This window comes from Streptomyces rubrogriseus (genome assembly GCF_027947575.1).
Classification (GTDB): Bacteria; Actinomycetota; Actinomycetes; order Streptomycetales; family Streptomycetaceae; genus Streptomyces; species Streptomyces rubrogriseus.
The window spans coordinates 3886323-3899154 of sequence record NZ_CP116256.1; the positions used below are offsets into that span (position 1 = coordinate 3886323).

Consider the following 12832-nt stretch of genomic DNA (forward strand, 5'->3'; position numbering starts at 1 on the left):
CACGGAGGTGGACACCTCGGCCGAGCAGCGCACTGCCCGCGCCCGGACGCGGCCCAACGCCCGGGATGCGGGACGGGACCGCCGCCGAGCGACTGGTGGTGGAGCCCGGACGACGGTTCGCCGGCAGTAAGGCGTGCGGCACGGTCGGTCACTCCGGCCAGGCGGAGTTCTCGATCACCTCGACGAAGTCCGTGCGCCGGAAGCCCGGCAGGAAGTGTTCCAGGACGTCCGCGTTCACCGTGCCGAAGGTGGTCTGCGGACGGTGCCGGAATCCGTCGGTGAACGCCTGGAGGATCTGCTTCTTGAAGTCCGGGCGGGGGTGGGCGGCGGTGACCGCGTCGATCTCCGCCCGGGTGATGCGGGCCAGGTTCAGACCGAGCACGTCCGTCTCGACGCCCGCGGTGGTCGCCGCGATCTCCGGCGCCAGCCTGTAGGGGACCTCCGGGGTGGTGTGCAGCGCGACGGCCGTCCACACCGTGTCCGCGTCGGTCTCCGGCACGCCGTGGGCCAGCAGGAACGCCCGCGCCTGGTCCGCGCCGTCCATCTCGAAGCGCTGGTCGTCGCCTCGGTACGGCGGCACCAGGCCGGTGTCGTGGAAGAGCGCGGCGACGTACAGCAGCTCCGGATCCGGCCGCAGGCCCAGGGCGGCGGCCTGGAGACTGCCGAACAGGTAGACGCGCCGCGAGTGGTCGAAGATCAGCGGCGGTGTGGTGTCACGGACGAGTTCGGTCGCCTCCCGCGCCAGCGAGCTGTCGGGGATGTCGATTCCGGCGATGGTCTCCGTCATGGTGGTCCTCCCGGGACGATGCCTGTCGTGTCGGTTCCACCCTGCGCCGGACGGCCGGACCGCGTCCGCTGCCCGATGGCCACGAACCCCTCGGAACCGGTCATGACTTCCGCGCTTCAGGACTCCCGGGAGGTGGTGGCGAAGCGCTGCTGGTACCGGATGGGGGACAGCCCCAGGTGCCGGGCGAAGGCCCGGCGCAGACTCTCGTAGCTCGGGAAGCCCGATCGGGTGGCGGCCTCCGTGGCGTTGTGCCCGGCGTCGAGCAGGGCCTTGGCCATGTCGAAGCGGATCAGCTCCACGTACTTCATCGGCGTCGTGTCCAGCTCGGCCCGGAACATGCGCGTCAGATGCCGCGGGCTGACCCGCACCCGGGCCGCCAGCGCCTCCAGACCGTGGTCCGCCGTCGGATCGCCCTGCACCGCCTCCTGGACCAGCCGCAGCACCGGCGTGCGGGGAGCCGGGCCCTGGAGCGAGGCGGAGAACTGCGACTGGCCGCCGGCCCGCTGCATGTAGACCACCAGTGAGCGGGCGACCTGACGGGCCAGGCCGGGACCGTGGTCCTCCTCCAGCAGGGCGAGGGCGAGGTCGATGCCCGCGGTCACCCCGGCGGACGTGTACGTGCTGCCGTCCTTCACGAACAGCGCGTCGGCCTCGACCCGCGTCGACGGACACCGGCGGGCCAGCGTCGCGGTGTGCTGCCAGTGCGTCGTCGCCCGCCGCCCCTCCAGCAGGCCCGCGGCGCCGAGCACGAAGGCGCCGGTGCACACCGAGGCGATGCGCCCCGCCCGTTCCGCCAGCTCCTTCGCGGCCGCCCCGAGGACGGGGTCCACGGGGGAGTCGGGCAACGCGTCGCCGCCGACGACGACCAGCGTGTCGTGGGCGGCGGCGGCCCGGACGTCCGTGTCCGCCGGCACCCGCATGCCGATGGACGAGCGCACCGGCGACCCGTCCGCCGAGACGATGCTCAGCCGGTAGTCCGCCCCGAACCGGTTGGCCTCGCTGAAGACCTCCGCCGGACCGGACAGGTCGAGCAGCTTCATGCCGTCGAACACGAGGACGACCACCCTGTGCGGTCCCGCTGTCATTGCTGCCTCCGCCATCCGCTTCATCATGATCTGGTCATTATGGGTGAAAAATGAGGTATGCCGGTTATCGGCGTAAGGTGGCTGGCGCGGATCAGTCACCTACGCGGAAGGACCAGCCATGGGCACCGTCACGACCTCCGACGGCACGAACATCTTCTACAAGGACTGGGGCCCGCGCGACGGCCTGCCGATCGTCTTCCACCACGGCTGGCCGCTCAGTGCCGACGACTGGGACAACCAGATGCTGTTCTTCCTCTCCCACGGCTATCGCGTGATCGCCCACGACCGCCGTGGCCACGGCCGCTCGGACCAGCCCTCGACCGGCCACGACATGGACACCTACGCCGCCGACGTCGCGGCCCTGACCGAGGCCCTCGACCTGCGGGGCGCGGTGCACATCGGGCACTCCACCGGCGGCGGCGAGGTCGCGCGCTACGTGGCGCGCGCCGAGCCGGGCCGGGTCGCCAAGGCCGTACTCGTCAGCGCCGTCCCGCCGGTGATGGTGAAGTCCGACACCAACCCGGACGGTCTGCCGCTCGAGGTCTTCGACGAGTTCCGCGCCGCCCTCGCCGCCAATCGCGCGCAGTTCTACATCGACGTGCCGTCCGGTCCCTTCTACGGCTTCAACCGGGAGGGCGCGACGGTCTCCCAGGGGCTGATCGACCACTGGTGGCTCCAGGGCATGACGGGCGCGGCCAACGCCCACTACGAATGCATCGCGGCGTTCTCGGAGACCGACTTCACCGACGACCTCAAGCGGATCGACGTCCCCGTCCTGGTCGCGCACGGCACGGACGACCAGGTCGTGCCCTACGCGGACGCGGCGCCGAAGTCGGCCGAACTCCTGGCGAACGCCACCCTGAAGTCGTACGAAGGGCTTCCGCACGGCATGCTCTCGACCCACCCGGAGGTCCTCAACCCCGACCTCCTGGCCTTCGTGAAGTCGTAGCACCGGTGCGGTCGTGAGCGGGATCCCGGAGGGCGAGGCCGGTGCGGCCCTGCGTGCCCTGCTGACGGACTCGGTCGTCGGACTCGCCGTGTGGGACACCGACCTGCGGTGCGTCTGGGTCAACGACGCCCTCGAACGCTACGACGGAATCGCCCGCGAGCGGCGGCTGGGCCGCCGCCCGCGGGAGTCGCTGACCGGGGACACCGGCGAACTGGAGGCGCTCGTACGGCGGGTGCTGACCACCGGCCGGTGCGTCACCGGCCGTGAGTACCGGGTTCCGACGGCGCCGGACAGCCGCCACGACCGCGCCTTCTCGGCCTCCTTCGTGCGCCTGCACGACGACGGCGGCCACATCCTCGGGGTGTGCATGCTGATGCTGGTCGTCACCGACCGGCGGTGGGCCGGCGACCGGCTGGCCGTGGTCAGCGAGGCCGGCACCCGGGTCGGCACCACCCTGGACGTCATGCGCACGGCACAGGAACTGGCCGACTTCACCGTGCCGTTGATCGCCGACTACGTCACCGTCGACCTGACGGAGGCGGTGCGGCTCGGCGAGGAGCCGCTCGACCGGCTGGGCCGCTCCCAGGGACGCGTCCCCAAGTTCCGGCGCGCGGGCAGGGCCTCGGTCCACGCCGGATCACCGGAGTCCCTGTGGCTGAACGGCGAGGTCGTCTACGTCCCCGAGACCTCGCCGTTCATGCAGGTGCTGTCCTCGGGACGCCCCCTGCTGCAACCCGTGCTCGACCCCTCCCACGAGGCCTGGCTGGCCGACGACCCGGCGAGGGCCGCGAAGATCCGCGAGTTCGGCATGCACTCGCTGCTGATCCTGCCGATCCACGCCCGGGGCGTCCTGCTGGGCGTCGCGGTCTTCGTCCGCACCTCGAACCCGACGCCGTTCGACGACAACGACCGGCTGCTGGCCGAGGAGTTGGTGGCCCGGGCCGCGCTGAGCCTGGACAACGCCCGCCGCTACACCCGGGAGCACAACACCGCCCTCGCCCTCCAACGCAGTCTGCTGCCGCGCCGGGTGCACGGCGGAACGGCCATGGAGGTGGCCGCCCGCTATCTGCCGGCGGACGCGGAGGAAGGCGTCGGCGGCGACTGGTTCGACGTCATCGGGCTGCCGGGCGGCCGGCTCGCCCTCGTGGTGGGCGACGTGGTCGGGCACGGCGTGAACGCCGCTGCCACCATGGGGCGCCTGGGCATGGCCATCCGCACGCTCGCCGACCTCGACCTGCCGCCGGGCGAGGTGCTGACCAGGCTGGACCGCACCTTCATCCGGCTGACCGAGGACGAGGAGGAGGGCGGCGGGGAGGTCGCGGCCATGAGCGCCACCTGTGTCTACGCGGTCTACGACCCCGCGACCCGGACCTGCGCGCTGGCCCTGGCCGGGCATCCGCCGCCCGCCGTCGTGCACCGGGGCGGTGACTACTCGTTCCCCGACCTTCCGCACGGCCTGCCGCTCGGGGTCGGCCTGCTGCCCTTTCCCACCGCGGAGCTTGAACTGCCCGCGGGCAGCCTGCTCGCCCTGTTCACCGACGGGCTCGTCGAGGAGCGCGACCAGGACATCGAGGTCGGGCTGCGACGGGTGGGGCGCGCCCTGAGCCGCGGCGCCTCCTCCCTGGAGGACCTGGGAACGGCGGTGATCGGCACCCTGCCCGCCACGCCCCCGCCCGACGACGTCACCCTGCTGCTGGCCCGGGGCCTGTGAGTGAGTGCCCCCGCCCGGCCCCGTGGCGCCCTCGGGACCCCTCAGGGCGCCGACGCCCGCAGCCGGCGGCCGGCCGCCTTGGCCTGGTTGCCGCAGCGTCGCATGGAGCACCACTTGCGCGGTCGGCCGCCACCGGAGTCGAGGCAGAGCATCCGGCACACCTCGGAGGCACAGGCGGTCAGCCGGGACCGGCGTGCCTCGTCGGTCATGAGATCGATCAGGTCCCGTGCGACCAGCGACAGCAGGGCCCCCTTGCTCAGTGTCCGGCCCCCCGCCGCCACCCACGCACCATCGGCCGTCAACTCCAGCCGGGGAGCCGGGGGCGCGGTCCGCGCGAGGAGGTTGACCAGGTCCACCGACTCCTGCCGTGGCCGGTGCGCGTCAAGGGCACCGGAGGCGATGTCGTGGGCGGCCGCGCGCAGTGCGTGCAGCGACGACAGGACGTCCTGGGGGTCGTACCCGTCCTCCAGCGTCAACCCCACGCCCCGGCACCAGGCTTCGAGGCGTTCGGCGTCGCCCATCCGCTCGACGGGGACCCCGGGCCGGCGGCCCACGGTGGCCACCAGGTTCAGGCACAGCGTTCCGGCGTCGAAGCGGAGCGCCCGCAGTCGGGCGGTGACCCTGGTGCGGGGCGGCTCGTGCTGCTCGGCGTCCATGGTTCTATAGTAACCGTTCTGATGGTTACTAAGAGAGCGGGGGCGGAGTCATGCGTATCGCGGTGATCGGGGCGGGCGGCGTCGGAGGCTACTTCGGGGCGCGGTTGGCCGCCGCGGGGAACGAGGTCACCTTCGTGGCCCGCGGCGGGCACCTGGAGGCAATGCGCCGGTCCGGACTGGTCGTCCACAGCCCCCTGGGGGAGCTGCGCACCTCGCCCGACTCCGTCGTGGCGAGCATCTCGGAGCTGGGTCCCACGGATCTGGTCCTGGTCGCCGTGAAGCTGTGGGACACCGAGGCCGTGGCCGAGGAGCTGCGGACCTCGGCGGCGCACGGGGCGCCGGTGCTGTCCCTGCAGAACGGCGTCCACAAGGACGACGTCCTGCGTGCCCGGCTGACGGACGAACAGGTCCTGGGCGGGGTCTGCTTCATCTCCGCGTTCATCGAGGAACCGGGAGTGGTCCGGCACAACGGCCCCTTGCAGAAGGTCGTGCTCGGCCCGTACCGGTCCGGCTCGACGGAGACCGGCCGGGCGGTGCTGGCCGCGTTCCGCGACGCCGGGATCGACGCGGAGGGCAGCGACGACATCGAGCGGGCGATCTGGGAGAAGTTCGTGTTCCTGGTGGGTCTGTCGGCCACCACGGCGACCGTCCGGCAGCCCGTGGGAGTCGTCCGCGCCAACGAGCGGAGCAGGCGCCTGCTGTACGAGGTCATGGCCGAGACGGTGGCCGTGGCGCAGGCGTCCGGGGTGCGGCTGGACAGCGGCTTCGCCGAGGACCGGCTCGCCTTCTGCGACACCCTTCCCGCGGCCATGACCTCCTCCATGCACAACGACCTGGGGAAGGGCAACCGCCTCGAACTGCCCTGGCTCAGCGGGGGAGTGGTGGACCTCGCCGACCGGCTGGACGTGCCCGTACCGCGCAACCGGACGGTGGCCGACATCCTCGCTCCGTACGTCCTCGGCCGGCCGGCCGGGTCGTGACCGCGCGGAGGTCTACTTCCCGACCCGGGCGAGGAAGTCCCGCATGTGACCGGTGATCTCCTCCAGGTGGGTCTCCAGGGCGAAGTGCCCGGTGTCGAGGAGGTGGATCTCGGCGTCGGGCAGGTCGCGCCGGAAGGCGTGGGCGCCGTCGGGGCCGAAGATCTCGTCGTTCGCTCCCCACACGGCCAGCAGCGGCACCCGGGTGTCGCGGAAGTACTGCTGGAGCCGGGGGTAGAGGCCGACGTTGGTCGGATAGTCGCGGAACAGCGTGAGCTGGACGGCGTCGTTGCCCGGCCGGTCCAGCAGGGCCAGGTCCAGGGACCAGGTGTCGGGGCTGACCAGGCTCTGGTCGCGGACCCCGTTCAGGTACTGCCAGCGGACCATCTCGGGGCTCAGCGCGGCCCGGGCGGGAGCCTCGGTCTCGGGGGTCGGGTCGTCGGTGTAGGCGAACAGCCCGTCCCAGAAGTCCTTGACGAAGCCGTCGGTGTAGCCGTTGCCGTTCTGCGTGACGATCGCGGTGATGCGGTGCGGGGTCCGGGTGGCGATCCGCCACGCCACCGGGGCGCCGTAGTCCTGCACGTACACCGCGAAGCGCTCCACCCCGAGCTGGTCCAGCAGGCCGACGGTCACGTCCGTGAGGGAGTCGAAGCCGTAGTCGAACGCGTCGACCGCGGGCATGGCCGAGTACCCGAAGCCGATCATGTCGGGTGCGATCACGTGGTAGGTGTCCGCGAGCTTCGGGATCAGGCCGCGGAACATGTGGCTGCTGGTCGGGAAGCCGTGCAGCAGCACGACGGCCGGTGCCCGCGGGTCACCGGCCTCCCGGTAGAAGACGTCCAGGCCGTCGACGGTGGCGGTCCTGTGGTGCACGGCGACACTCATGGCAAACCCCTCTGGTCACTTTTAGCGGTTAGGTAGAGTCCAGCACTCCATGAGTAACCTGTCAAGCGCTCTTAAGGGGTTAGGTCAGGTTGTTGTAACCTGCCAATGTCGATGAAACGGTTAGAGGTGAGAGCGGTGACCGACAGGGCCGCGGAGGACGTCCTCCTGGAGCTGCTCAACACGACTCCCGTCGTACGGGGCTCGGTGAGCGACGCCCTGGGAACGCCCGCCGAAGGCCGCGCGTGGGCGCGTGGTCGCGGGGGCACCGGGTCGGACGAGGAGGTCGCCCTTCTGGTCGCCGTGCGCGACGCTCTCCAGGACGTCGTCCGGGGGCGGCGGGACCCCGCCTGCCTGGGCGGGTTCCTCCAGGGCGTCAGCAGGGTGCCGGTCATCGAGGACGGCGGGCTGCGATGGGTGCTTCAGGTCCCCGACGCGCACCGCCTGGCCGTCGAGCAGGTGCTGACCTGGGCGCACGTCGAGGAGGCCAGGCCGGGACGGCTCAAGCCGTGCGGCAACCCGGAGTGTCGGCGCTTCCTGCTGGACCGGAGCAAGCCCAACAGCGCCCGCTGGTGCTCCATGGCCGAGTGCGGGAACCGGATGAAGGCCCGGCGGCACTACCAGCGCGCCAAGGCGCCCCAGGCGTAGGGGGAACGGGGCCGGGCGTCAGGCCGCCGCCATCGCCTCGTGCTTCCAGAAGCCCGAGAAGGTGATGCGCTCCTTCGGCAGTCCCAGCCGGTGCAGGTGCCTGCGTCCCTCGGTGGCCAGGGTCGACTCGCCGACGACGAAGGCGTAACCCGACGCGTCGGCGCGGGTCAGCCGGCGCAGCTCACGGAGCGCGGCGGCACCCGGGACCGAGGTGCCTTCCCGCCGTACCACCCAGGAGACCGCCACCCCGGCCGGGGCGTTCAGCTCGCGGCGGTCGGCGTCGGTGGGGATCTCCTGGATGAGCCGTCCCACGGTGCCCTCGGGGAGCGAACGCATGATGCTCGCCGTGGCGGGCAGCCCGGTCTCGTCGGCCACCACGGTGACCTCGGAGGCGTCGTGCGGGCAGTCGAAGAGGATGCCCTGGTCGAGCAGGGCGAGTGCGTCCCCGGGACGGGCACCGCAGGCCCAGATCGCGGCCCTGCCCTCGACCTCGCCGGAGGGCCCGCGGTGGACGACGAAGTCGATGTCCAGCTCGGCCGCCGTGCGACGGTAGTCGGCCACCGAGTAGTTGGCGCAGTGCGGCCGCTCGTCCTCCGGGATGGCGAGGTACGGCTGCCACCACTGCGAGCCCGTGAACTCCGGCAGGCGCAGGTCGCGTTGGTGGGGGAGCTGGAGGAACAGGCGGAACCAGTGGTCGTATCCCAGCCACGGAAAGCCGCCGAGCCCCGGCCCGGTGACCGTGACGCGCTGCATGGACGGGGAGACCCGCCGGGTCCGCACGACGCGGGCGCGGAACATCTCCGGATGCTGGGGCGTGAGCCGCCGAACCTTCGCCATGAAGGCAAGGCTAGCCTAAGTTGGCTTCGATTCCGAGTCCGTGATCTCCAGCCGTGCGCCGCGGGTCCGGTCGGACGCCGGGCCCGTCTCCAGCTCGACCGACCCCGGCTCCACCACCGGGCGGAGGTCCCGCCCCAGCGAGGCCAGCGTGTCCGGGCCCACCTCGAAGACCGCGTCGGCCTGCGCACCGGGCGCGAGGCTCAGGCGGACGAAGCCCCGCAGCTCGCGCACGCGCGGCCAGGACGAGCTCCCGGACAGGCGACGCACGTAGAGCTGGACCGTCTCCTCGGCGGGCCGGGACCCCGTGTTGCGGACCGTGACCCGGCAGGTCAGGCGCGGCGCGCGGGTGCCGACCCGGGCGTGCGACAGGCGCGGTGCCCCGTACACGACGCTCGTGTACGACAGACCGTGCCCGAAGGCATACGACGGCCCGGCACTCTGGTCGACGTATCCGCGGTAGCGGTGGTCCTTCCCGTTGTAGTAGACGGGCAGTTGGGCGGCCGACCGGGGCACGGAGACCGGCAGCCGCCCGCGGGGTTCCGCGTCGCCGAACAGCACCTCGGCCACCGCACGCCCACCCCGCGGCCCGGGATACCAGGCACTCACCACCGCCGCCGCGGGCGCGTCCAGCTCGGGCAGGGCGTGCGGCCGGCCCTGGACCAGCACCACCACGACCGGGGTCCCGGTCGCCGACACCGCCGCCAGCAGGGCCCGTTGCCCGGCCGGCAGTGCCAGGTCCGCCAGGTCCACCCCCTCACCGCACGTCATGCCGGACGGCGTCCCGGAACCGGTGACGGCCGCCCCGTTCGCGTCGAAGACCGTGTCCGGGGAGCGGGCGCTGGAGCCCCCCAGCACCAGCACGGCCACGTCGCAGCCGGCCGCCAGCGCGACGGCCGCCGGGACGTCCGACACGTCGTCACCCACCAGACCGCACCCCCGGCCGTGCACCACCTCGGTGCCCGGCCCGACCGCCGCGCGGATGCCCGCCAGGACGGTGATCCCGCCACCGGGCCGCTGCGGCGCCGTGTAGTCGCCGATCTGCTGCGCCACGGAGTCGGCGCCCGGACCGAGCACGGCGATCCGCCGCACCGCACGGGACAGGGGGAGGACGCCGCCCCCATGGGCGAGCAGCGTGACCGACGCACGGGCCACCCGCTCGCCCAGCTCGGCGGGGTCCGGCAGATCCACCGCCTCGGACCTGGCCGGAGCCGACGGCTGTTCGAACAGGCCGAGACGGAACTTCAGCGTGAGGACTCGCGCCACCGAGGCGTCCAGCACCGACTCCGGCACCAGACCCCGCCGCACCGCCTCGCCCAGCTGGGCGAAGGAGTCGTCCCACAGGCTCAGGTCACACCCGGCGTTCAGGGCCAGCGCCCCGGCCCGCACCGGGTCGCCGGTCAGCCGCACCAGGCGGTCCACCGCGGTGCCGTCCGCCATGACGACGCCCTCGAAGCCCCACTCCGCACGGAGCAGATCGGTCAGCAGGTACCGGTTCGCGACGCAGGGCAGGCCGTCGAACTCGTTGTAGGCGGCCATCACCCCGGCCGCACCGGCGGCCACCCCGGCCCGGGCCGCCGCCAGGTGCACCTCGTGCAGCTCGCGCGCCCCCAGCTCGGTCGCCGCGCTGTTGCGGCCGCCGACCGTGGCGCCCTGCCCGGCGAAGTGCTTGAGGACCACCGCCACCCCCGCCCGCCGCGCACCCTCGACCAGCGCCTCGGTCATCCGCGCGGCGAGGTACGGATCCTCCGAGAAGCACTCCTCGCTGCGCCCCCAACGCGGGTCGCGCACCAGGTCGAGCGCCGAGACCAGCGCGATGTGCGCGCCGCGCGCCCGCAGTTCGGCGGCCGCCCCGGCCACCGCGTCGGCGTACAGGTCCGGATCCCAGGTGGCGCCGACCGCGAGGTTCACCGGCAGCACCGTCCCGTCCAGCGCCTGGTGGCCGTGCGGCATCTCCTCGACCAGCAGGACGGGGATGCCCAGCCGGCTGTGGTCCACGACGTACCGCTGCACGGCCGCCGCCGTCCGCGCCCCGTCCCGTGCGTCCAGGCCGTCCGCGAAGCCGACGCCGGACCAGGCGTCGGCCCGCTGCAACCCGTACAGCGCGCCCATGCCGTCGAAGGCGGCGACCTCGGCGCGGAAGGCATCGGTGAGGCGGTGCCCCTGCCCGGCGCGCTCGTAGGCGTCCCAGCCGTACATGCGCTGGTTGACCTGGCCGACCTTCTCCGCGAGCGTCATGCGGCCCAGCAGGTCACGGACCCGGTCCGGCACCGGCGCGGCCGGGTCGCGGTAGCGCGGGAGGGTCATCGCAGCTCCAGCACGGCCACGCCGTACGCGTCGAGTGCCACGTCCTCCACCGGGGCGCCGTCGGCCAGGCCGTGCAGCTTCCCCTCGGCGGCCGGACGGACCACCAGCGGGTCGGGACTCTGGCTGACCAGCCACACGAAACGGCGGCCGTCGGCGTGGACCAGGACGTCCGCCGACACGTGCGGGTCGGCGACCGTGACCGGTCGCCGCACCCCCGCCAGCTGTGCCAGCGCGCCGTAGAGCCGCTGCGTGACGTCGGGGTTGACACGCGCCGTGCGGGCCGCCATGTGCTCCAGCGGATAGGTGGACAGCACCGTCCGGCCCACCCCCGTCTCGTGGACGACCAGGGCAGGCCGCCCGTGGGCGTTCACCGCGACGACCCGGCCCGCACGCGGTACGACGGGCAGGTAGGCGCGGCTGTCCTCGTTCCCCGCCACCGGGAAACGCAGCACCTCGCCGGCCCGCAGGTCGCCGAAGTCCTCGGTGAACGTCAGCTCCAGCACGTCGTCCTCGATCGGCTCGGCGACGCCGTAGGACAACTGCAGCTCCACGCCGAAGAGCCCGTCGAGGTCGTCGAACCATGGACCGCGGGTGACCGGGTGTTCGCCGGAGCAGAACGACAGGTACACGGTGGCGCCCTCGGCGGCCCGGCGGGCCAGCTCCCTGCGGGTGCGGGTGGTGAGCTGCCGGGTGGCGGGCAGCAGGTAGAGCGACGCCTCGCCCGGCATCCCGTCGGCCTCGCGGGTGAGCGCCACCGGCAGGTCGGCGGCGCGCGCGGTGACGTAACCCTGGTGCAGGGACGTGAAGATGAGCGGTCGGTCGGCGGGACGGCTGTAGGGGTAGCCCCGTTCGAGGAAGGCGGGGACGACGAGGGCGGCGTCCGCGTCGCTCCGGGAGCAGCGGGGGAAGTCCACCGCCTTCAGCACTCCCGCGAAGGCGGCCAGTTCCCGCAGGGGCTCCTTGGGCGCCCCGGTGGAGTCGGTGATGCCGAAGTGCATCTCGAAGGGGTGGTGGTCGTAGGGGGACTGGTCCCACAGGCCGTCGTAGTCGGTGTTGTTCCAGGCGAGCCAGCCGGTCGCTCCGCCCAGCAGCGAGTTGTGCAGCGTCTGCCGGTAGAAGATTCCCGCGTTGGCGGCCGAGACCGTGTCGGTGGACAGCCCGAACTCCTCCAGCACGACGGGCTGTCCGGTCACCGAGGCCAGCTCGCACTCGAAGGCGGCCCGGTAGTGCTGCCGCGGCCGGTCGGTGTCCGAGCGGTACACGTGCGGGCCCACGAAGTCGACGTACTCGGCCGTCTCCCGCAGCGAGAAGCCGTTGTCGCGGCCGGTCACCTCGATGCCCCACGCCCCGTCGCCCAGCGACACCGGCTGTGTCGCGCCGGTCGCCCGGACCGCGTTGCACATGGCCTGGGCCCACGCGGTCACCACGTCGGTGGCGGGCGGGTCGACCTGGTAGATCCGCCCGTACCCGGGCATCTCGTTGGTGATCAGCCAGCCCGTGACCGCCGGGTGGTCCTTGAAGCGCCGCGCCATGCGGGAGACGAACCACGCCTGCCGGCCCACCATCCACACGTCCTCGTACAGGTCGCGGTTGCCGCGCCAGACGGGGTCCCAGTTCTCGCCGGACATGTGGCCGACGATGAACGTCGGTATGGACCCCATGCCCGTCTCCACGTGTGCGTCGAGGAAGTCCTCGAACCGCGCGCACAGTTCGTCGTCGACGCGGTCGGGCTCCGGGTGGAAGTCCGGCCAGTAGAAGAAGGAACGGGTCGTGTTCAGGCCGTGGTCGGCGAGCACCCGCAGTTCCTCGCGAACGACGGCGGGGTCGTAGTTCCGCCACATCAGCGGGCCGCCGGTGCGGGACCAGAAGTTGGCGCCGAGCCAGGGCAGGACGTCGGGCTGGTGGGTGAGCTGGGCGCTGTGGCGTCGCATGGTCCTTCTCGGGTGGTGGGGGTGCGGATGGTGCTTGGCCGCGGCGACGTGCCGCGGCCGGGTGG

The 12832-nt window shown here is 72.8% G+C and carries 11 protein-coding genes; 4 read left to right on the plus strand and 7 right to left on the minus strand.

Features of this window, described 5'->3' with window-relative positions; all coding sequences use genetic code 11:
* Positions 1-148 precede the first annotated feature (148 nt).
* Positions 149-787, minus strand: a complete 639-nt coding sequence (locus tag Sru02f_RS17785; protein WP_109030997.1) for an HD domain-containing protein — start codon at positions 785-787, stop codon at positions 149-151.
* 116 nt (positions 788-903) lie between these two features.
* Positions 904-1887, minus strand: a complete 984-nt coding sequence (locus Sru02f_RS17790) for a GlxA family transcriptional regulator (protein ID WP_109031461.1) — start codon at positions 1885-1887, stop codon at positions 904-906.
* Between the two features lie 103 nt (positions 1888-1990).
* Here Sru02f_RS17790 and Sru02f_RS17795 point away from each other — a divergent pair, with 103 nt between their 5' ends.
* Both Sru02f_RS17795 and Sru02f_RS17800 read left to right on the plus strand, forming a co-directional pair.
* Positions 1991-2821: an alpha/beta fold hydrolase gene (locus tag Sru02f_RS17795; RefSeq protein WP_109030998.1), complete on the plus strand. Its 831-nt coding sequence runs from the start codon at positions 1991-1993 to the stop codon at positions 2819-2821.
* Positions 2822-2834: 13 nt separating this feature from the next.
* Positions 2835-4532, plus strand: a complete 1698-nt coding sequence (locus Sru02f_RS17800) for a SpoIIE family protein phosphatase (protein WP_109030999.1) — start codon at positions 2835-2837, stop codon at positions 4530-4532.
* A 41-nt stretch (positions 4533-4573) separates the two neighbouring features.
* Here Sru02f_RS17800 and Sru02f_RS17805 read toward each other — a convergent pair whose 3' ends face one another.
* On the minus strand, positions 4574-5188 hold the full coding sequence (locus Sru02f_RS17805) for a CGNR zinc finger domain-containing protein (protein ID WP_109031000.1): 615 nt from the start codon (positions 5186-5188) through the stop codon (positions 4574-4576).
* Between the two features lie 50 nt (positions 5189-5238).
* On the opposite strand from Sru02f_RS17805, the gene Sru02f_RS17810 reads away from it, so the two are divergent.
* Positions 5239-6168: a ketopantoate reductase family protein gene (locus Sru02f_RS17810; protein WP_109031001.1), complete on the plus strand. Its 930-nt coding sequence runs from the start codon at positions 5239-5241 to the stop codon at positions 6166-6168.
* Positions 6169-6180: 12 nt separating this feature from the next.
* Here Sru02f_RS17810 and Sru02f_RS17815 read toward each other — a convergent pair whose 3' ends face one another.
* On the minus strand, positions 6181-7050 hold the full coding sequence (locus tag Sru02f_RS17815; protein WP_109031002.1) for an alpha/beta fold hydrolase: 870 nt from the start codon (positions 7048-7050) through the stop codon (positions 6181-6183).
* A 135-nt stretch (positions 7051-7185) separates the two neighbouring features.
* On the opposite strand from Sru02f_RS17815, the gene Sru02f_RS17820 reads away from it, so the two are divergent.
* Entirely contained in the window at positions 7186-7695 is a 510-nt protein-coding gene (locus Sru02f_RS17820; protein WP_109031003.1) for a CGNR zinc finger domain-containing protein, read from the plus strand.
* An 18-nt stretch (positions 7696-7713) separates the two neighbouring features.
* Here Sru02f_RS17820 and Sru02f_RS17825 read toward each other — a convergent pair whose 3' ends face one another.
* Genes Sru02f_RS17825 through Sru02f_RS17835 form a run of 3 tightly spaced genes read right to left on the minus strand, consistent with a single transcriptional unit; the run spans position 7714 to position 12767 of the window.
* A complete protein-coding gene (locus Sru02f_RS17825; protein WP_164276820.1) occupies positions 7714-8532 on the minus strand; it encodes a siderophore-interacting protein in 819 nt (272 codons plus the stop codon).
* A gap of 15 nt (positions 8533-8547) precedes the next feature.
* Positions 8548-10836, minus strand: a complete 2289-nt coding sequence (locus Sru02f_RS17830) for a glycoside hydrolase family 3 N-terminal domain-containing protein (protein ID WP_109031004.1) — start codon at positions 10834-10836, stop codon at positions 8548-8550.
* Positions 10833-12767 (minus strand): glycoside hydrolase 5 family protein, encoded by a 1935-nt coding sequence (locus Sru02f_RS17835; protein WP_109031005.1) that lies wholly within the window; start codon positions 12765-12767, stop codon positions 10833-10835. The genes Sru02f_RS17830 and Sru02f_RS17835 overlap by 4 nt, the downstream gene beginning before the upstream one ends.
* Positions 12768-12832: the final 65 nt, after the last annotated feature.